Origin of the sequence: Litchfieldella rifensis, assembly GCF_042646605.1 — a bacterium.
Lineage (GTDB): Bacteria > Pseudomonadota > Gammaproteobacteria > Pseudomonadales > Halomonadaceae > Litchfieldella > Litchfieldella rifensis.
Map to the genome: position 1 here is coordinate 51,123 of NZ_JBHRUG010000012.1, position 20,166 is coordinate 71,288.

18 protein-coding genes and 1 pseudogene are annotated in these 20,166 nt (G+C 60.5%); 18 read left to right on the forward strand and 1 reads right to left on the reverse strand.

Annotated elements, in window-relative coordinates:
• The first annotated feature begins 8 nt into the window (after positions 1-8).
• The 13 genes from ACFOEV_RS05125 to ACFOEV_RS05185 all read left to right on the forward strand — a co-directional run bounded on the left by ACFOEV_RS05125 (position 9) and on the right by ACFOEV_RS05185 (position 13,945).
• Positions 9-1,334 carry an enolase C-terminal domain-like protein gene (locus tag ACFOEV_RS05125; RefSeq protein WP_386772063.1) on the forward strand — a complete coding sequence of 442 codons (1,326 nt, stop codon included), beginning with the start codon at positions 9-11 and terminating at the stop codon, positions 1,332-1,334.
• 61 nt (positions 1,335-1,395) lie between these two features.
• Entirely contained in the window at positions 1,396-2,973 is a 1,578-nt protein-coding gene (locus tag ACFOEV_RS05130) for an aldehyde dehydrogenase (NADP(+)) (protein WP_386772064.1), read from the forward strand.
• 269 nt (positions 2,974-3,242) lie between these two features.
• Positions 3,243-4,160 carry a 5-dehydro-4-deoxyglucarate dehydratase gene (gene kdgD, locus ACFOEV_RS05135; RefSeq protein WP_386772065.1) on the forward strand — a complete coding sequence of 306 codons (918 nt, stop codon included), beginning with the start codon at positions 3,243-3,245 and terminating at the stop codon, positions 4,158-4,160.
• 34 nt (positions 4,161-4,194) lie between these two features.
• On the forward strand, positions 4,195-5,190 hold the full coding sequence (locus ACFOEV_RS05140) for a TRAP transporter substrate-binding protein (protein WP_386772066.1): 996 nt from the start codon (positions 4,195-4,197) through the stop codon (positions 5,188-5,190).
• 8 nt (positions 5,191-5,198) lie between these two features.
• A complete protein-coding gene (locus tag ACFOEV_RS05145) occupies positions 5,199-5,792 on the forward strand; it encodes a TRAP transporter small permease (protein ID WP_386772067.1) in 594 nt (197 codons plus the stop codon).
• Between the two features lie 2 nt (positions 5,793-5,794).
• Entirely contained in the window at positions 5,795-7,075 is a 1,281-nt protein-coding gene (locus ACFOEV_RS05150; RefSeq protein WP_386772068.1) for a TRAP transporter large permease, read from the forward strand.
• A gap of 47 nt (positions 7,076-7,122) precedes the next feature.
• On the forward strand, positions 7,123-8,259 hold the full coding sequence (locus ACFOEV_RS05155; RefSeq protein WP_386772069.1) for a mandelate racemase/muconate lactonizing enzyme family protein: 1,137 nt from the start codon (positions 7,123-7,125) through the stop codon (positions 8,257-8,259).
• A gap of 3 nt (positions 8,260-8,262) precedes the next feature.
• Positions 8,263-9,126 carry an amidohydrolase family protein gene (locus ACFOEV_RS05160; RefSeq protein ID WP_386772070.1) on the forward strand — a complete coding sequence of 288 codons (864 nt, stop codon included), beginning with the start codon at positions 8,263-8,265 and terminating at the stop codon, positions 9,124-9,126.
• A gap of 62 nt (positions 9,127-9,188) precedes the next feature.
• On the forward strand, positions 9,189-9,989 hold the full coding sequence (locus tag ACFOEV_RS05165; RefSeq protein ID WP_386772071.1) for an NAD-dependent epimerase/dehydratase family protein: 801 nt from the start codon (positions 9,189-9,191) through the stop codon (positions 9,987-9,989).
• Positions 9,990-10,086: 97 nt separating this feature from the next.
• Entirely contained in the window at positions 10,087-10,827 is a 741-nt protein-coding gene (locus ACFOEV_RS05170) for a FadR/GntR family transcriptional regulator (RefSeq protein WP_386772072.1), read from the forward strand.
• Between the two features lie 370 nt (positions 10,828-11,197).
• A complete protein-coding gene (locus ACFOEV_RS05175; RefSeq protein ID WP_386772073.1) occupies positions 11,198-12,007 on the forward strand; it encodes an alpha/beta fold hydrolase in 810 nt (269 codons plus the stop codon).
• Positions 12,004-12,867: an alpha/beta hydrolase gene (locus ACFOEV_RS05180; protein ID WP_386772074.1), complete on the forward strand. Its 864-nt coding sequence runs from the start codon at positions 12,004-12,006 to the stop codon at positions 12,865-12,867. Before ACFOEV_RS05175 ends, ACFOEV_RS05180 begins: the two co-directional genes overlap by 4 nt.
• Positions 12,860-13,945 carry a patatin-like phospholipase family protein gene (locus ACFOEV_RS05185; RefSeq protein WP_386772075.1) on the forward strand — a complete coding sequence of 362 codons (1,086 nt, stop codon included), beginning with the start codon at positions 12,860-12,862 and terminating at the stop codon, positions 13,943-13,945. Before ACFOEV_RS05180 ends, ACFOEV_RS05185 begins: the two co-directional genes overlap by 8 nt.
• Here the strand turns inward: ACFOEV_RS05185 and ACFOEV_RS05190 are convergent.
• Positions 13,925-14,524: a Smr/MutS family protein gene (locus ACFOEV_RS05190; RefSeq protein WP_386772076.1), complete on the reverse strand. Its 600-nt coding sequence runs from the start codon at positions 14,522-14,524 to the stop codon at positions 13,925-13,927. The two genes, ACFOEV_RS05185 and ACFOEV_RS05190, sit on opposite strands and share 21 nt — an antisense overlap.
• A gap of 324 nt (positions 14,525-14,848) precedes the next feature.
• Between ACFOEV_RS05190 and prmB the strand changes: the two genes are divergently transcribed.
• The 5 genes and pseudogenes from prmB to phaC all read left to right on the forward strand — a co-directional run bounded on the left by prmB (position 14,849) and on the right by phaC (position 20,137).
• Positions 14,849-15,802, forward strand: coding sequence for a 50S ribosomal protein L3 N(5)-glutamine methyltransferase (gene prmB / locus ACFOEV_RS05195; protein WP_386772077.1), 954 nt, complete (start codon positions 14,849-14,851; stop codon positions 15,800-15,802).
• Between the two features lie 32 nt (positions 15,803-15,834).
• Positions 15,835-16,920, forward strand: coding sequence for a chorismate synthase (gene aroC, locus ACFOEV_RS05200; protein WP_386772078.1), 1,086 nt, complete (start codon positions 15,835-15,837; stop codon positions 16,918-16,920).
• Between the two features lie 62 nt (positions 16,921-16,982).
• Complete coding sequence (locus ACFOEV_RS05205; protein WP_386772079.1) at positions 16,983-17,363, forward strand: hypothetical protein; 381 nt, start codon at positions 16,983-16,985, stop codon at positions 17,361-17,363.
• Between the two features lie 170 nt (positions 17,364-17,533).
• Positions 17,534-17,929: pseudogene (locus ACFOEV_RS05210) on the forward strand (phasin family protein); the annotation flags it as partial.
• Positions 17,930-18,238: 309 nt separating this feature from the next.
• Positions 18,239-20,137 (forward strand): class I poly(R)-hydroxyalkanoic acid synthase, encoded by a 1,899-nt coding sequence (gene phaC, locus ACFOEV_RS05215; RefSeq protein WP_386772080.1) that lies wholly within the window; start codon positions 18,239-18,241, stop codon positions 20,135-20,137.
• Positions 20,138-20,166: the final 29 nt, after the last annotated feature.

Below are 20,166 nucleotides of genomic sequence, written 5' to 3' on the forward strand. Positions count from 1 at the left end.
ACTGCTTCATGTTCCCCAAAGTCAAAAGCATGAGAATCGTTCCGGTGGCCGGCTATGACGGCTTCCTTCTCAACCTGAGCGGCGGTCATGCCCCTTGGTTCATTCGTTGCGTGGTCATTCTGGAAGACGATGCCGGCAATCAGGGGGTGGGGGAGATTCCCTCCAGCGCCGGCATCCTCGAGGGCCTGGAGCAGTGTCGCTCCCTGGTGGAAGGATCGCGGGTCAACGACATCAAGCAGACGCTCCACCGGATACGTCAGCTGCTGGCGAAGAACGGTCGTGAAGAGCGGGGACGCCAGACCTTCGATCTGAGGGTGGCGGTGCATGTCATCACCGCTGTCGAGTCGGCGTTGTTCGATCTGTTCGGCAAGGCGCTGGGCATGCCCGTGGCCGACCTGCTGGGCCAGTTCGGCCGCCAGCGCGATGAGGTCGAGGCCCTGGGCTATCTGTTCCTGCTGGGTGACCCCGACAAGACCGATCTGCCGTATCCAAAGGCCAGTGATCCCCAGGATGCTTGGGACGAGGTGCGCTGTCGCGAGGCCCTGACTCCCGAGGCGGTTGCCAATCTTGCCAAGGCTGCTTACGAGCGTTACGGCTTCAAGGACTTCAAGCTCAAGGGCGGGGTATTACGCGGCGAGGAGGAAGCCGATTGCATTCGCGCCTTGTATGAAGCTTTTCCCGAGGCTCGTCTGACCCTGGATCCCAATGGTGCCTGGACCCTTGACGAGGCGGTGCGTGTGCTAACGCCAATCCGGGATCTGCTCAGCTATGCCGAGGATCCTTGTGGCCAGGAGGAGGGCTATTCCGGTCGCGAGACGATGGCTGAGTTCAAGAAGCGCACCGGCCTGCCGACGGCGACCAACATGATCGCCACCGATTTCAAGCAGCTCCAGTATGCCGTCCAGCTCAATTCCGTCGATATCCCGTTGGCGGACTGCCATTTCTGGACCATGCAGGGTGCCGTCATGGTGGGAGAATTGTGCCATGAATGGGGCATGACCTGGGGCTCGCACAGCAACAATCACTTCGACATCTCCCTGGCCATGATGACCCATGTCGCGGCGGCTTGTCCCGGCGAGATTACCGCCATCGACACCCACTGGATCTGGCAGGACGGACAACGCATCACCAAGGAACCGTTCAAGATCCGCGCCGGCAAACTGGCAGTGCCCAGGACTCCCGGGCTCGGCGTGGAGCTCGATGACGACAAGCTGATGGAAGCCCATGAGCGCTATCGCCGCTTGGACGTCACTCAGCGTAACGACGCCATGGCCATGCAGTACCTGATCAAGGGCTGGGAATTCGACCCCAAGCGACCGGCGCTGGTGCGTTGAGTCGAGCCAAATTCCCCATTCGTATTCGTACGTGCGCTGATACAAGCATAGGAGGAGAACCATGACACTATCTGGCGTCATGCAGATCGGCCAGGAGGCCGTGAGTGGAAATTCCGCTACCATCACCGCCGTTAATCCTGCGACCGGCGAGAGGTTGGAGCCCGTCTACTCGGGCGGCAGCAAGACCGAGGTGGAACGAGCCTGCGAACTCGCCGACGCGGCGTATGGCACCTATCGCGAGACCTCGCTGGAAGAGCGCGCGGTGTTTCTGGAGACCGTCGCCGCTGAGATCGAGTCTATCGGCGACGACCTGATCGAGCGCGCCATGGCCGAAACCGGCCTGCCCCGCGTGCGCCTCGAGGGTGAGCGCGGCCGCACCTGCGGCCAACTGCGCCTGTTCGCCTCGGTGGTGCGCGCCGGCGAATGGCTCGACGTGCGACTCGACCCGGCGCTGCCTGAGCGTCAGCCTTTGCCGCGCGTCGACCTGCGCCAGCGTCACATCCCGCTCGGCCCGGTGGCGGTGTTCGGCGCCAGCAACTTCCCGCTGGCGTTTTCCGTGGCCGGTGGTGACACCGCCTCGGCGCTCGCCGCCGGCTGCCCGGTGGTGGTCAAGGGCCATTCCGCCCACCCCGGTACCTCAGAGCTGGTCGGGCGTGCCGTGCAGACGGCCGTCAAGGCCTGCGACCTGCCGGAGGGGGTTTTTTCGCTCTTGTTCGGCTCCGGACGCGAGATCGGCCAAGCACTGGTTGCCGATCCACGCATCCAGGCGGTGGGTTTCACCGGCTCTCGGGCAGGCGGCACTGCGCTGCTGGCCACCGCCCAGGCCCGCCCGCAGCCGATCCCGGTCTACGCCGAGATGAGCAGCATCAACCCGGTGTTCCTGCTGCCCGAGGCACTCAAGACCCGCGGCAAGGCCATCGCCGAGGGCTTCGTCGCCTCGCTGACCATGGGGGCTGGGCAGTTCTGCACCAACCCGGGCCTGGTGATCGGCGTCAAGGGCGAGGCGCTCGACGCCTTCCTTGCCGTTGCCGGCGATGCGGTCCAGAAAAGCGCCGCCCAGACCATGCTCACCCCGGGCATCCACGGCGCCTACCAGGACGGCGTGGGTCGGCTCGCCGGCCATGCCAAGGTGCGCGAGGTGGCCCGCGGCCAGGCGGGCGAAGGTCCATACGAGTGCCAGGCCGGGCTGTTCGCCGCCGCGGCGAGCGATTTCCTGGCGGACGACGCCTTGCAGGCCGAGGTGTTCGGCGCTAGCGCGCTGGTCATCGAGTGTGCCGATGGGGTGGAGATGCAACGCGTCGCCGAATCCCTTGAGGGGCAACTGACTGCCACCCTGCAGATGGACGATGGCGACCTGGACGCCGCCAGGGCGCTGCTGCCGACGCTCGAACTCAAGGCCGGCCGGGTGCTGGCCAACGGCTGGCCCACCGGTGTCGAGGTGTGCCACGCCATGGTTCACGGCGGGCCGTTCCCGGCCACCTCGGACTCGCGCACCACCTCGGTGGGCAGCGCGGCGATCCATCGCTTCTTGCGCCCGGTGTGCTACCAGTCACTGCCACAGGAACTGCTGCCTGAAGCGCTAAAGGACGGCAATCCTTGGGGGATGAGCCGCCTGGTGAATGGCAAGCGCAAAGGATAAGTCACGGCGAGCTTCTGCAAGTCAACTCGATAAGGGGCCCTGCCGCTACCTGTGCCTTCGAGATTGGGGCATTCATAGCCGAAAAGGCGAGAGCACATGTCATGGGACTAGACTTTGGTCCAATTCCACCATCGTCGTCTTGCCGCATGGCCCCAGGCTCTCTAGCTTGTGTGTTGTATGATGTATGACGAGCATCGCCGCATCAGCCGGTTGGGGTGACAAGCACGACCTCAGTCGATCAGCCAAGCAGCGTACGAGGGGACGACCGGGTGAAGTTTTCCAGAGATGGGGTGATACGAGCCTTGGGCGATGGGTTGCTCTCCTTTCCCATCACCGATTTCGACACGCAAGGCAGGTTCGACAGGGACAGCTACCGTCGCCGCCTGGAGTGGTTCGTCAGCCACGAGATCTCCGCGGTCTTCGTGGCCGGCGGCACCGGCGAGTTCTTCAACCTGACACTGGAGGAGTATCGCGAAATCGTCAGCGTGGCGGTGGAAACGGTGGGTGGTAGGTTGCCGGTGATCGCCAGTGCAGGCTTGAGTGTCGGGAGTGGCAAGGCGTTCGCCAGGATAGCGGAAGAGGAGGGGGCGGACGGGATTCTGCTGATGCCGCCTTACCTGACCGAATGCCCTCAAGACGGTCTGGTCGAGTATGCCCGTCAGATATGCCGCGCCACCGAACTCAATGTCGTTTATTACAACCGGGCCAACGGTCTCCTGAACGTCGAATCGGTGCGCCAGCTTGCCGACAGTTGTCCCAACCTGATCGGTCTCAAGGACGGCAAGGGCGATATCCAGGCGTTGAACAGGATCGTCAAGACCGTCGGCGATCGTCTGGTGTATATCGGAGGCGTACCCACGGCCGAGATCTTCGCCGAGGCGTACCTCTCTATTGGAGTCAACACTTATTCTTCCGCAGTGTTCAACTTCGTGCCGGACATGGCAGTGAAGTTCTACAGGGAACTGCGCAAGGGCAACAAGGATGTCGTGAAGAAGATCACGCAAGAGTTCTTCATTCCCTTCGTAGACCTCAGGGATCGAAAGGCTGGCTATGCCGTCAGCCTGATCAAGGCAGGGGCGGATATCATCGGCAAACCCGCTGGGAAGGTCAGAGCGCCCCTGACGATGCCCACTTCCGAAGAGCGCAGCCAGCTGGAGAGGCTGGTAGGTATCGCTAAGCAACTATAAGTCTAAATTCAACAAGCCCGTGAGGAAACGCATCATGCCAATAAAAAAATTCGTGAATCAAGCGGTTCTTGTCACTGCCGTATCCGGTTCAGTGATCGCCCTCTCGCTTCCGGCTCAAGCTGAAAACTGGCGAGGCTGGAATATCCATCCGCCCGGCTATCCGAATACCATCGCACTCGAAGCGTTTGCCGAGAGCGTATCCGAAAGAACGGAAGGTCGCATCCATCCGCAAGTGTATAACAACGCTGTTCTTGGAGATCAGCCTGATGCGATCGAGCAGACGCGTAATGGTGCGCTTGATTTCGCCAACTTCAATATGGGGCCGATGGGGCCTATCGTAAAAGAAACCAATGTGCTCTCCTTGCCTTTCATCTTCAGCAGCGTAGATCACATGCATGAAGTCATGGATGGCGAAATCGGGCAGCGCTTTGCCGATGCCCTTGCCGAGAAGAACCTGATAGCCTTGTCCTGGTTCGATTCGGGGGCTCGCAGCCTGTATAACACCAGCCGTCCCATCAATTCGCCAGAAGACGTGAAAGGTCTCAAGGTTCGTGTCATGAACAACGACCTTTATGTCGAGATGATCGAAGCACTTGGTGGGAATGCCACCCCGATGGCGTATGGCGAGGTTTACCAGTCGCTGAAGACGGGCGTGATCGATGGCGCTGAAAACAACTATCCCTCGTTTCAGTCAAGCAACCACTATGAAGTGTCCAAATACTATTCTCTGACAGAGCATCTCATCATTCCTGAGTGCCTCTGTATTGCCAAGGCTAGCTGGGAGGCGCTCTCGCCGGAAGACCAGGAGATCGTGCGTGAGGAAGCTATCAAGGCCTCCGAGATGCAACGTCGACTATGGGTGAAGGGCTCCCAGGAAAGCCGCGAGATTGTGCTGGACGCAGGCGTCAATATCAATGAAGTAGGGGATAAATCTGCTTTCCAGGAAAAGATGCAGCCTGTCTATGCCGAGTTCATCGAGGAAAATCCCGATCTTGAGTCTCTCATCGAAGATATCAGGTCTTCTCATTGACCTCTGACATGAATACCCCTCTTGGTGATGAAAATCACCGAGAGGGGGAGGAGGAGTATGCTGTGAGAGCTTGCTTGAACTCAGAGGCAATTGTGAATCTTTCCCATGTTCAAAAGAAGATAAGTCGCGCGCTGGATGCTGTCGCCAATCTGTGCCTGGTGTCGGCGGGGGTACTGCTTGTCTTTCTTATTGCGAGTTTCGGCTGGCTAGTGTTCGGGCGCTATGTGCTCAATAACACACCCACCTGGGTTGAGCAGTCCTCTCTGCTCATCGTCGTGTATATCACTTGTCTGGGCGCGGCTGCCGGGGTGAGGGCCAATACGCATCTCAGCATCGATTTCGTTCGTGAAGGGATGCCTGAACCCTTCAAGACGATATTCCGTTATGTGGCCGATCTCTTTGTCGTGACATTTGGCGGTTTCATGGCTTATCAAGGATGGGGGTTGGTCACCACCAACCTGGAAAGGGCTATTCCCATGATTGGGCTCTCAGAGAGCTGGCGTGCAGCACCTCTCGTCATTTGCGGTGGTTTGATTGCGCTATTCGCTCTCGCCAATATTGTGTCACGCATCTTCGGTACAAATCATGAAGAGGACGTCTGAAAATGGGCCTGGCAATTCTTTTTGGATTATTTTTTTTAGGCCTACTGGCAGGCGCTCCGGTAGCATTCGCAGTTGGCCTGGCTGCGGTAGGTACCTTCCTGTATGAAGGCTTGCCTCTATTCGTCGCCTTTCAGCGCATCTTGTCGGGTATTTCGGTATTTTCCCTGCTTGCCATACCGTTCTTTATTTTTGCCGGGGAGTTGATGCTTCACGGTGGTATTTCCACTCGTCTCGTTCGCCTGGCATCTGCAGCCGTCGGTAAGTTGCGGGGCGGGCTTGGCATCGTCAACGTAAGCTCTTCCATGCTGTTCGGCGGCATTTCCGGCTCCGCCGTGGCGGATACGTCGGCACTCGGTTCCATTCTGGTGCCTATCATGAAAGAGAAGGGCTATGACGCCGACTATGCGGTCAATGTCACCGTTACTTCTTCCGTCGCGGGGGTGGTGATACCTCCAAGTCATAACATGATCCTCTACGCGGTGGCCGCCGGTGGCGGGATATCGGTGACCCAGCTGTTCATTGCCGGTATCGTGCCAGGCATCCTCATGTGCCTGACCCTAGCAGTGGCTGCCTATCTGGTGGCCGTGCGCCGGGGCTACAAGGGGGAGGCCTTTCCAGGCTGGGACGTTCTGATCATCAGCCTCGCTGCGGCACTTCCCGGGTTGTTGACGGCCGTCATCATCGTGGGTGGGGTGCTTTCCGGGATTCTTACCGTCACCGAGTCCGGGGCATTCGGAGCCATCTATGCCATCGTCGTTACGGCGCTGGTCTACCGAGAGCTCAGATGGGCGTCGTTCAAAGCCGCCGTTTTACAGTCGGTAAGAACGACGGCATTGGTCATGATCTTGGTGGGCTGCGCCTCGGCGTTTTCCTATCTTCTGGCGTTGTACAACGTACCGCAGATGTTGACCGACTCGCTCATGGCCTTGTCGGATAACCCCATCGTCATCTTTCTGCTCCTGAATGTGCTGCTGCTGGGGCTGGGCATGATCATGGACATGGCGGCCCTTATCCTGATCTGTACGCCGATTTTCCTGCCGGTCGCCATGCAGTTCGGTATGGACCCCATCCAGTTCGGCATCATCATGATGATGAACCTGGGACTAGGCTTGTGCACCCCGCCGGTGGGCGCCTGCCTGTTCGTCGGTTGCGTCATCGGCAAGATCAAGATCGAGGAGGCCGTGCGCACCATCTGGCCCTTCTATCTCGCGCTTCTCGTGGCGCTGATGCTGGTGACTTACGTGCCTGCCGTGTCGATGATGTTACCCGGCTTTTTCCAATGACGGGCACCGCTGGACAAGACGTAACTGCTTAACAGGATCAAAACGTAATGAAGGTAGAAGCCGTACATACCCATATTCTCGATCATGTACTGGACACCACTTTCGAAAGTGCCTCGATGCACTTTGCGAGACGCCAGCACTGTCTGGTCGAGATCGTCTGCGACGACGGCACCATCGGCTGGGGGGAGTGCCTTGGACCCGCCAAGCCGAATGCCGCCGTTGTCGAGGCTTATGCATCGGCCCTGGTGGGCCAGGACCCCCTGCAAACGGAACGGATCTGGCTGGATCTGTACAACCGCTTGCGTGACCAGGGGCAGCGTGGCCTGACCGTCACGGCGTTGAGCGGTATCGATATCGCCTTGTGGGACATCAAGGGTAAGCGTTTTGGCGTTCCCGTCTCCACGCTGTTGGGAGGTCGTTTTCGCGATAGCGTACGTGCCTATGCCACCGGGTCTTTCCGTCGAGAGGGCGTCGACCGGGTAGACGATATCGCCAAGGAGGTCGGCGGATATCGTCAGGAGGGTTTTCATGCCGTCAAGATCAAGATCGGTTTCGATGTGGAAGAGGATCTACGTGTCATCGCCGCGGTGCGAGAGGCCATTGGGCCCGACATGCGCCTGATGATCGATGCCAACCACGGTTACGACTATCTGGAAGCGATCGAGCTAGGCAATCGAGCCGCGCCGTATGGCGTGGATTGGTTCGAGGAGCCGGTGCTCCCCGAACAGATTGCTACCTATCGTGCCGTCCGCGCTGGCCAGCCCATCCCCGTGGCGGGAGGAGAAACCTGGCACGGGCGCTATGCCATGCTCGAACCCTTGGCGACGCGTGCCGTGGATATCGTGCAGCCCGACATCTGCGGTGTCGGCGGTTTTACCGAAATAAGACGGGTGACGGACATGGCGGCCATGCATGGGGTGCGCCTGGTTCCACATGTGTGGGGAACGGCCGTATGCCTTGCGGCCAGCTTGCAGTTCATGGCGGCACTGCCTCCCAATCCGCCGCGTCGTGATCCGATCGAGCCCATTCTCGAGTTCGACCGTACCGAGAATCCTTTCCGGCAGGCGGTGGTTAACACACCCATCGAGCATCAGGGAGGGGTCGTGACCATTCCTGACAAGCCTGGATTAGGCATCGACATCAATCGAAATGCTCTGAAGCGCTTTTCTCTCAAGGAGGAGTGATCCATGGCAACGATTCCTGCCAATACAAGACCCCTGGATGGCCCGAAGCCGCGGCTGGAAGCGCCCCCCGGTGCCACCGACTGCCATATTCACCTGTACCTCCCCGAGTATGAAGCGCAACCCGGCGGGCCGAAGATCCCCGAATTGGCCACGGTAGAGGACTATCGAAGGGTTCAGAGACGTCTGGGTCTGGAGCGTGTGGTGGTCACCCAACCGAATGCCTACCAACTCGACAACCGGGCGCTGCTCGCGGCCTTGACCGCGATGGGCACGCAAACGGCACGCGGTGTGGCTGCCGTGACGCCCGATACCCCCGTCGAATCTCTGAGGGAGTGGCACGACAAGGGTGTGCGTGGCGCACGGATCATGAACTTGCCCGGTGGTGCCGTGACACACGACAGCATGCTAGACGTCGAGCGGCTGATCCGTCCGCTGGGCTGGCATCTGATGGTCCAGTTCAATGGGCGGTATCTGGACGATTACCTCGACGGCCTGCAACGAATCGAGGGCGAATACATCATCGACCATATCGGCAAGTTCATGGACCCAGTGCCGGCAGACGACTCACGGGTCGATGACATCCTGCGCCTGCTCGACCGAGGCAACGCCTGGTTCAAGATCTGCGCGGGTTACGAGGCCAGCCTGACGGGTGGCCCTCGCTACGACGACGTGGGCGCTATCGCCAAACGGGTCATCACACACGCCCCCGAGTGCATCATCTGGGGCAGCAACTGGCCGCATGTCGGCGTGCCGCGCGAGAATTATCCTGACGATGCCGAGCAACTGGATGTCTTGTTGGATTGGGCAAATTTTGACGATCGACAGAGAATATTAGTCGATAATCCAGCGAAATTGTATGGCTTCTAGTGGTCAGGATTTCCTGAGGTTTACCCTTGATTATTTTAATATTACGTGAGAGGAGGTGAAGCGTGCTCAACCGCATTCTAGTAACTGGCGCTGCTGGTGGGCTTGGAAGTAGCCTTAGGCCTCATCTTTCTCGTCTCGCATATCACGTTCGTCTTTCGGATATTGTGGATCTGGAGCCGGCCGACAGTCATGAAGAGATTGTCAAGGCTGATCTATCGGATATGCAGGCAGTGGATGCATTGGTCGATGGGTGTGATGGAATTATTCACTTGGGAGGTGTCTCTGTGGAGCGCTCCTGGGATAATATCCTTCCTGCCAATATCATGGGGACCTACAATGTATATGAAGCGGCGAGGAAACACGGAAAACCTCGCATTGTCTTCGCAAGCTCCAACCATACCATCGGTTTCTATACCCGTGACACCAGGTTGGACACCGAGGTGACGCATCGCCCCGACTCTCTTTATGGCGTCTCCAAGTGCTTCGGTGAGAACCTGGCAAGCCTTTATCATGACAAGTTCGGAATGGAGACGCTCAGTGTTCGTATCGGTTCCTGCTTCGATAAGCCTGCCGATACACGAATGATGGCTACCTGGTTGAGTCTCCGTGACTTCGTCTCGCTATTGGAGCGCGCTTTCGTTACCCCGCGCTTGGCCCATACGGTGATTTACGGTGCTTCAAATAACTCGGAGCAATGGTGGGATAATAGCAAGGCCGGTTTTCTCGGCTGGGTTCCTCAAGATAGCTCGGAAGAATGGCGCCACGAGACGGAAGAAAAAGACAAGAACATTCGTGCGGATGATCCTGCCGTGATTTATCAAGGTGGTAAATTCACGGCGCTTGGGCATCCCGATGACAAGTAATGTGATTGCATCTGGTTTGGCCATCGGGTGGGGCAGGACGCTAAACTAAAGTCATGCTTTTTGGCGGGGTATGTTTTTTATGGCTAAGGATGCGGATATGTCAGTGGAAAGCACACGGCTCGATGTGCAGAAGGTACCGCGGCAGGGGAGTCTTTCCCTGCATGTGGCGGACCAGCTCGAAGCCTTGATCACCCAAGGGAAAGTTCCCGTCGGCAATAAGTTGCCGACCGAAAACAGCCTGTGCGACTCCTTCGGCGTCAGCCGCACGGTGATCCGTGAAGCCATTACGCATCTCAAGTCACTGGGGCTGGTCGAGACCCGCCGGGGAGTCGGTACCACGGTGCTGCGCTCGACGACGATCGAGGCGAGGCCGGCGGAACGCATCAACCCGACCACGGTGGAGGATATCCTGCATGTCCTCGAACTGCGTTTGACCCTCGAACCTGCCGCGGCCGAGTTGGCGGCCCTTCGTCACGATGACGAGGACCGTCAGGAGCTGGAAGCCCGACACCAAGCATTCATCCAGGCGCATGCCGAGAAGTCCCAGGCCCGTGTCGAGGATTATGAGTTCCACTATGCCATTGCCAGGGCGACCAAGAATCCCTTCTTCAAGAGCTTCTACGAGCAGTTGAACCAGAGCGTCATTCCTCGTGCCAAGTTGCTCAGCATCGATATCAATCCGGCGGCATCGGAGCGTTATATCGAGCGTGTCCAGGAAGAGCACGCCTATATCCTCGAAGCCATTCTGGCCCGGGATGCCGAGGCGGCCCGCGAAACCATGTTCCAGCACCTCAATCGGGCAAGAAACATGTACGCCAAGTATCGAGACCGAGAATAGCCAGCATCCTCGTACCGTGGTCCCAATCCATCGCTTCCTGCCCAGGAGTCGCTCCGCGCCAGCGCGATATCGCGGTGCGCTACCCGAACCTGCCGGCGGGGCTGCTGCCCCTTTTTTCATCTCGCCAACCACAAACCGACGATCACCGCCGCGATAACGGTAGCGAAGAACAGGCGGTTGCGTAGCCGGGTATCGCGAGGGGGGCGGGACTTGGACACGGATGACTCCCTGCGGGGCCAGCGGCAGACTGTGAAACAAGCGTTTCAATTGGCTGGCGAAACGATTATGGTTAGATGGTAAGCTCGTTAGCCTGCTATGGCTATCGCCAAGCAAGCGCCATGGCCGCCAATGGTTTCAAGATGGATTTACCATGCCTACCGCCGAGAAACGCGACCGACTGGTCTTCGCCCATGCCAATGGCTTCACCGGTGCCAGCTATCGCAGCTTCCTGGCGCCGCTGTCCAGCCGTTTCGACATTCACCCGCTGGATCGCCTGGGGCATCATCCCGACTATCCGGTGGGGCCCAACTGGTTGCGCTTGCGCGACGAGCTGTTGTCGCGGCTGGCGGCGTTCCAGACACCCGTGATCGGTGTCGGACATTCCATGGGCGGCGTGCTGATGGCCATGGCTGCCGACGTGGCCCCACAATATTTTCGCTGTGTGGTGGTCCTGGATCCGCCGTTGATGCTGGGACTGGATGCCTGGGCCATGAAGGCGGCCAAGGGGCTGGGGCTGGTCGATCGAGTCACCCCGGCAGGCAAGAGCAAGCGGCGAAGGTCGGTGTGGCCCGACCGTGATGCCATGGGGAACTACCTGCGTCGCCGAAGCCTATTCCGGCGCTTCACCGATGACGCCTTGCGCGACTATGTCGAGGGCAGTACCCGCGAATTGGATGATGGCCGCGCGGAGCTGGTCTTCGACCCGACAGTCGAGGTGGCGATCTTTCGGCACCTTCCCGATCATCTGCATGGCTTGCCGGCGCGCCTCGAGGTACCACTGGCCTTGCTGGCCGGGGACGAGTCCGACCTGATCACGCCACGTCGTCGCCGCCGGTTGCAGCGGTATGGTGTGAGAGTCGGGGTGGTGCCCGGTGGTCATATGTTTCCCATGGAGCATCCCGACAGCGCGCGCCGGGCCTTGCTGGCCACCCTTGCCTCCCTGCTGGACGAGACATCATGAGCGATCCCCGTGCCCTGATGTTGGGCGATCGCCTGGCGGCGCTGGCCTGGGGCGACGAGACGGCTCCAACCTGGTTGGCGTTGCATGGCTGGTTGGACAACGCTGCCAGTTTTTCACGGCTGGCGCCTCTGTTGGTCGAACATCTGGGAATCCGGATCGTGGCGTTCGATTTCGCGGGTCATGGGCTGTCACGCCGCCACCCTCCCGGCACCGATTATGCCATCTGGGATTATTCCCACGATGTGCTCGACGCTCTGGAAAGCCTGAAGCTGGAGCAGGCCACGTTGTTGGCTCATTCCATGGGGGCTGGCGTGGCCTGCCTGGTCGCGGCAGCGTTGCCCGAGCGGGTCGAGCGACTGTTGCTGATCGATGGCCTGGGAACCTTGACGACGCCGGCAGAGGACACCGCCGAGCAATTGCGCAAGGGATTGCTCGGACATCGGCGTCGTGTCTCGCCGGCGCCGCGCTATCCTGATATTGAGGCTGCGGTTGCCGCTCGAGTGGCAGGAGGGGTGACGCCGCTGGACTTCGATACGGCGCTGCCGCTGGTGCAGCGTAATGTCGAATCCCTGGAAAATGGCCACGTGCGATTACGCACCGATGGTCGTCTGCTGCGCCCTTCGATGGTGCGCTTCTGCCCCGAGCAGATGGTGGGAATTCTGCAGGCCATCAAGGCTCCCACCCTGTTGGTCGAGGGCGAAACGGGGATTCTCGGCGAACGCCCGATGGCGGCGTTGGCGCGTCGGACAATGGTCGGTCTGACGCGGGAAGTATTGCCGGGGGGACACCATTTGCATCTGGAGGCGGCGGCGGTCGAAGGCGTGGCGGCGGTAATGGCGCGCTGGCAAGACGATGGATGAAGGTGGTCTCGTGGCGAACAAGCATGATGCCAACAGGCGAGTGGCGCTGGTGCTGGGCAGCGGCGGCGCGCGCGGGTATGCGCATATCGGGGTGATCGACGAACTCGAGGCGCGTGGCTATGAGGTCGTGGTGATTTCAGGCTGTTCCATGGGGGCCCTGGTGGGCGGCGTGTACGCTGCGGGAATGCTGGAAGGATACCGCAACTGGGTGTGCAAGCTCGATTACTTCGATGTGCTCAAGCTCGTCGATGTGACCTGGAGCCCAATGGGGGCCATGCGTGCCAGCAAGGTGATGAGCAAGCTCGAGAGTCTGATCGGCGATATGCAGATGGAGGAACTGGCGATCCCGGTGACCACCGTGGCCACCGATCTGGTGCGACAGCGCGAGGTATGGTTTCAGAGTGGCTCGCTGCTGCAGGCCATCCGGGCCTCCATTGCGGTGCCGGGGATCATCACCCCGGTGCATATCGGCGAGCAGATACTGGTCGATGGTGGCCTGATGAACCCTCTGCCGATCATTCCTACCGTCGCGGCGCATGCCGACATGGTGCTGGCGGTCAATGTCACGGCCCACAGCCCCCACCCGGTCAGCCTGGAAGACCTGTTGCCGCCGGGGGATGCCGCGGCGGAGCAGGCGCGCGAACAGGCCCTGGAAGCCCAGGGCAAGGGCTTCGGCTCTTGGATCAATGGCGTGCGTGAGCAGGCGCAGCGCATGTTCTCGAACTTCGGTGACGAGGATGCGGCGGCCGATGACAGCGAGCAGGTCGCCAAGCAACGCGCCTGGAGCAAGCTCGACATGATGCTGGCGTCGTTCGATATCACCCAGGCGGCGTTGGCCAAGTACAAGGTGGCGGGCTATCCGCCGGATGTGTTGATCGAGATTCCCAAGACGGTGTGTGGTGCCTACGAGTTCCATCGCGCCGAGTCGTTGATCAAGCTGGGGCGACACTTGGCGATCCAGGCGCTGGATCGCTACGAAGGGCGGCCGGGGGTCGTGCACCCGACGGTCGAGGCAGTGACCGTCCAGCCGGGAATCCCGGCCTCGGGAGACAGTGTCTCAGGGAAAGGGAGTGCCTGAGGGGCGTCGCCGAAGCAGGACATAGACGGCACCGGTACCGCCGTCCGGCTCGCGCGCCGAGCAGAAGGCGAGTACGCTCGGCCATTCACGTAGCCAGGCGTTGACGTGACTCTTGATCACCGGGTAGTCGGTCAGGCCGCTGTTGGTGCTACTGCGAGACTTGCCATGCACGATCAGCACGCAGCGGGCACGATTGGCTGCGGCGTCGTGGAGAAAACGCTCCAGCTCGGTCCGGGCCTCGTCAAGGTTGTAACCGTGGAGATCGAGTCCCGCTTCCCAGGGAATGCGCCCGCGTTTCAACTGCGTATGGGTGCGATAGGGCAGGTCGGTCACGGCGAAATCGAGGAATTCGGAAGGGCGAACGGCCTCGACACGACCGTCCGAGGCGTGGCTCACGAGTTGGGTCGAGGCCGCGGCCGTGGCAGCGGCGCGTCTTTCGGTCATGGCCGCCTGCTGCTTGTTGCGCGGCTTGCCGGGGTTGGCGCGATTGACAGTCAGACGCTTGACGCCGGCATCTTCGAGGGCCCGGCGAAATGCGCCGATGTCGTCGTCACTTGTCTGGCCTCCTCGGCGGCTCATGGGCGATCTCTCTATCACGATCACGGATACCGGCGGCATCGCGAGTGTATGGCGTTGAACGCGCCCTAGTATAACGCCTACGCAGCCGGGGGGAACCTGAAGGAAGCACTGAATAAATGCCTGCGCAGCTCAATCGCTGCGTTGCGCGGTGCGCGGAATCCTCACCTATACCCCATAGGCTCCGGTTCCTGTGCTCCGGGCGCCTTGCGCTTGATGCCGCTCGTCGATTTAGTCAGCGCTTCCTTAGTGGCCGATGATGACTGGTGAAGGGGGGACGCAGGCGGTTACAATTACTGTCTTGTCGTCACCAACCAAGGATGCCGCGTGTCCGTTTCCCGACCCGATGTCGTTACGACCTTGACCCTGGCTGATAGCGAAATCGCCGCGGCCTTGATCAGTCTTCGCGACTGCCTGCGCTGGGCGACCAGTGAATTCCATGCCCATGGCCTGCATTATGGCCATGGTACCGACTCTCCCTGGGACGAGGCGGTCGCCCTCACCCTGGGTGCCCTGCATCTGCCTTGGGATATCGACCCGGCGGTGCTCGAGGCGCGATTGTTGCCCATGGAACGCGAACGGATCGTGGCGTTGGTCAGGGCCCGCATCGAAACACGGCAACCCTTGCCCTATCTGCTCGGCGAGGCGTTCTTCGCCGGCTTTCCGTTCAACGTCGACGAGCGGGTATTGATCCCACGCTCGCCGATCGCCGAACTGATCGAGCACGGTTTCGCCGCCTGGTTCGCCGATGAGCCACCGGCGCGGGTTCTCGACATGTGCTGCGGGTCGGGCTGCATCGGCATTGCCACCGCCCTTCACCTGCCGACTGCCGAGGTGGATCTGGCCGATATCAGCACCGCTGCCCTGGACGTTGCCAAGGCCAATATCAGCCGCCACGATGTCGGCGCCAGGGTTCGCGCCGTGCACTCTGACGTGTTCAATGGCGTGGCAGGGCAACGCTACGACCTGATCGTCTCCAATCCGCCCTATGTGGATGCGCGAGACCTGGCCACCATGCCGGTCGAGTTCCAGCATGAGCCCTCCCTGGCGCTGGGGGCGGGCGAGGATGGACTGGATGTCGTGCGCCGGATCCTGCGCGAGGCCCGTGGCCATCTTAGCGATCACGGGGTGTTGATCGTCGAGGTCGGCAACTCGGACCGTCATCTGGAGGCAGCCTTTCCCGAAGTGCCTTTCCTGTGGCTGGAGTTCGAACGCGGTGGCCATGGGGTCTTCGCGTTGACTGCCCAAGAACTCGACGCCCATGCAGCGTCTTTCGCCTGAGTCCCTGTCTCGAGAGCCTTGAGGAACCCCCCATGTCCGGCAATACCTTCGGCAAGCTGTTTACTGTCACCACCTTCGGCGAGAGCCATGGCCCGGCACTGGGAGCAGTCGTCGACGGGTGTCCGCCGGGGCTCGCCCTGAGCGAGGCCGACCTGCAGTACGATCTCGACCGGCGTCGCCCGGGCACGTCGCGGCATACGACCCAGCGTCGCGAGCCGGACCGGGTGCGGATTCTCTCGGGTGTGTTCGAAGGAATGACCACGGGGACCCCCATCGGTCTGCTGATCGAGAATACCGACCAGCGCTCCAAGGACTATTCGCAGATCAAGGATCGATTCCGGCCCGCGCATGCCGACTATACCTATCACCACAAGTATGGAGTACGCGATTATCGCGGCGGCGGTCGTTCCAGCGCCCGCGAGACCGCCATGCGCGTGGCCGCCGGGGCCATTGCCAAGAAGTACCTGGCTGGTCAGGGCATCCGGGTGCGCGGCTACATGAGCCAACTCGGGCCGATCGCCATTGAATTCAAGAGCTGGGAAGCGGTCGACGACAATGCCTTCTTCTGCCCGGACCCGGACAAGCTACCGGCACTCGAAGCCTTCATGGACCAGTTGCGCCGCGATCAGGATTCGGTCGGGGCCAGGATCACGGTCGTCGCCGAAGGGGTGCCTGTCGGCCTCGGCGAGCCGGTCTTCGACCGCCTGGATGCCGAACTGGCGCATGGCTTGATGAGTATCAACGCGGTCAAGGGAGTGGAGATCGGCGATGGTTTCGCCGCAGTGGCCCAGCGCGGCAGCGAGCATCGCGACGAGCTGACCCCCGACGGCTTCCTCTCCAACCACGCCGGTGGCGTGCTGGGAGGCATTGCTTCGGGACAGCCGATCGTTGCCCATCTGGCGCTCAAGCCGACGTCGAGCATCACCTTGCCGGGCCGATCCATCGATATCGAGGGCAATCCGGTCGAGGTGGTGACCAAAGGACGCCACGATCCCTGTGTCGGTATCCGCGCCACGCCGATCGCCGAGGCCATGATGGCCTTGACCCTGATGGATCATCTGTTACGGCATCGGGGCCAGAACGCCGGTGTCCAGGTCACGACCCCGCGGCTGAGCTGAAGGCGCTTTTCACGCAAGTGTACTGCTACACTGGGGGCAAGTCCCCCAGTCGAGCCTTTCCTATGAAGATAAACGTCGAATTCGACCTCACACCCGCCGAGTTTCGTCAGGCCTTGGGCTTGCCCGATGTGGAAGCCTTTCAGCAGGAACTGATGTCGCGGATCCAGCAGCAGATGGAAGCCGGTGTCGAAGGGTATGACCCCATGAGCCTGCTGCAGCCCTTCCTCCAGCAGCAGCCCTTCACGCAGCAGCCATTCTTCAAGGATAGCCTGGCCAGCTTCGGCAACTATCAGCAGATGATGCTGGACATGCTGCGCCAGGCTTCCAATGTCAATCCCGCTTCGACGTCGAGCGAGCAGGAAGAGGCCAAGAGTGGTTCGACCTCGCAGAAGCAGAACACCGGGCCGGCCAGTGCCAGCTCGCGCACCAAGCGCAAGTCATGACCAGACCCGGCAGTCGGGCATATTGCTGTCGATGCTCCGCCAGATGATGCCGATCAAGCTTTTGTCTCGTCATCGTATTGCAACCAAGACGCTGGCAGACTACTCTTTGTGCAGTGCAGCAAAGTAGTGTCTGTGCTGCCTTGATCCCGACTCACCTGGAGGAATCTGTCATGCAAGACAAGATGTTCAATACCTTCACCGAACAGACGCGCAGCTTCTTCGAACCGATGCGCAAGCTCAATAGCTTGATGCTGGACAACATGGAAAAGATGACTCACTACCAGCTCGAGTCGATGAAGCGCTACAGCCAGTTGGGCACCGAACGCATGCGCGATGTCAGTGAAATCCAGGACGCCGAGGGCCTGAGGGATTTCGGTACCCGTCAGGCCGAGACCATGAACGAGCTGTCCAAGCAGATGCTCGAGGACGCGCGGGCCATGACCGAGCTGAGCCTGCAGTTCAAGAGCGAGATGGAAAAGCTCTTCGCCGATGCGGGGCAGCAGGCTGCAGAACAAGCAGCCGATATTACCAGCGCGCCCAAGGCGGAACCGGCGGCCAAGGCCGCACCAGCCAAAGCGGAATCGGCCGCCAAGGCCGCACCAGCAGCGGCAAAAGCGGAGTCGGCAGCCAAAGCGGAACCGGCCGCCAAGGCAGAGCCAGCCAAGACGTCCAGCCAGTCGTCAACACGCAAGAACCCTTGAGACAGCGGGGGCCGGCCGGACCACCGGCCCCGTCATGCTTGCCAGACGCGATCCCCAAGCCTCCGTGACGATGCTTGGGGATAGCGTTTGTCTCAACAAACAGCGCTTGCCTTATACTGCCACCAGGCGCTTATGTTATCGCGGTGACGTTGCCGTACTACAGAGGAGGGGCCAATGCAGCCAGGTTTTCAGCAGCCATCACAGGCCGATATGGAAGAGTGGGCACAACAACTCGACGCCATCGGTCGGGAATATCAAGTCCTGATGCAGGAGATGCTGGCACGCATGTTGCCCAGCGAAGCGGGCAAGACGGTCTACGCCGATATGCGTGACACCTTCCAGGCCGGACTGGAAGCCTTGGCACACAATCCCCAGGCACTCTATGGTGCCCAGATGCGGCTTGCGCAGGACCAGGCGCTGCTATGGCAGCACGGCATGCGGGCCCTGGCGGGTGAGAAGGTTCCTCCGCTGGTCGAGCCGGAGCGTCAGGATCGTCGTTTCAAGGACGAAGCCTGGTACGACGACCCCTTCTATTCCGCCATTCTGCAGCAGTATCTGCTGTTTGCTCGCCTGGTGGATGAGCTGATCTCGAACCTGGACAATCTTCCCGAGGACCAGAAGCGCAACCTGGCCTTCTATGCACGTCAATGCGTGAGCGCCATGGCGCCATCCAATTTCGTGTCCACCAATCCGGAAGTGATGCGCCTGACCCTGGAAACCAAGGGACAGAACCTGATCGATGGCCTGAACCGGCTGCGCGAGGACTTGGCCAACTCGGCGGATGGCCTCAATGTCGCCATGACCGATCGCACTGCCTTCCGCATCGGCGAGAATATCGCCGTTACCCCGGGGGAGGTGGTCTATGAGAACGAACTGATTCAATTGATCCAGTATCGTCCGACCACCGAAAAGGTTTTCAAGACGCCGTTGCTGGTCATACCACCCTGGATCAACAAGTACTACATCCTCGACCTGCGCGAGGACAACTCGTTGGTCAAGTGGTTGGTCGATCAGGGCCACACGGTATTCCTGATCTCCTGGCGCAACCCCGGGCCCGAACAGCGTGACCTGACCTGGGCCGACTACATGCAGCTGGGGCCCATCGCGTCCATGGACGCCATCGAGCAGGCGTGTGGCGAAAAGTCGGTCAATCTGATGAGCTACTGTATCGGTGGTACCCTGGCAGCGACGACGGTCGCTTACCTGACCAGCACGCGTCGCGGCCGCAAGGTGCGTTCGGTAACCTACATGGCGACGTTGCAGGATTTCAGCGATCCTGGCGAGATCGGCGTTTTCCTCACCGAGACGGTGCTGCAGGGGCTGGAGAGGCAACTGAAGGCCGATGGCTATCTCGACGGCCGAGTCATGGCCTTCTCCTTCAACCTGCTGCGTGAGAACGACCTGTTCTGGTCGTTCTATATCAGCAACTATCTGAAGGGCGAGACTCCCGCGCCCTTCGACCTGCTGTACTGGAACACCGACGGTACCAACCTGCCGGCCGGCACCCATGGCTGGTACATGCGTCATATGTATCTGGAAAACCGCCTGATCGAGCCCGGCGGCATCGAGCTCGACGGGGTCAAGATCGATCTGCGCAAGATCTCCACGCCGAGCTACTTCGTCTCGACCCGTGACGATCACATCGCCAAGTGGAACAGCACTTATGGCGGTACCCAACTGCCCAAGGGGCCGGTGACCTTCGTGTTGGGCGGCTCCGGGCATATCGCAGGCATCGTCAATCCGCCATACCGGAACAAGTACGGTTACTGGACCAACGATGCGCTACCGCCCGAGCCGGATGAATGGTTGGAGGGCGCGACCTTCAACGAAGGGTCCTGGTGGCCACACTGGCAGTCGTGGATGACCGACAACAGGTATGCCGATCCTGCCAAGCTGGTAGCTGCCCGCCAACCTGGTGATGGCGAGCTGCCCTTGTTGGAGCCGGCGCCGGGACGCTACGTGTGTCAGACCATTCCCGAAGTGCTTGGCGAAGTGCCGCCTGTGCCGGAGGAACCGGCTCAACCCGACGAAGATGATGAAGAAGGCGAGCAGAAAGAAGCAAGCGGGGAGTAGGTAGAAGCAAGAGAGAAGTAGGAAGAGGG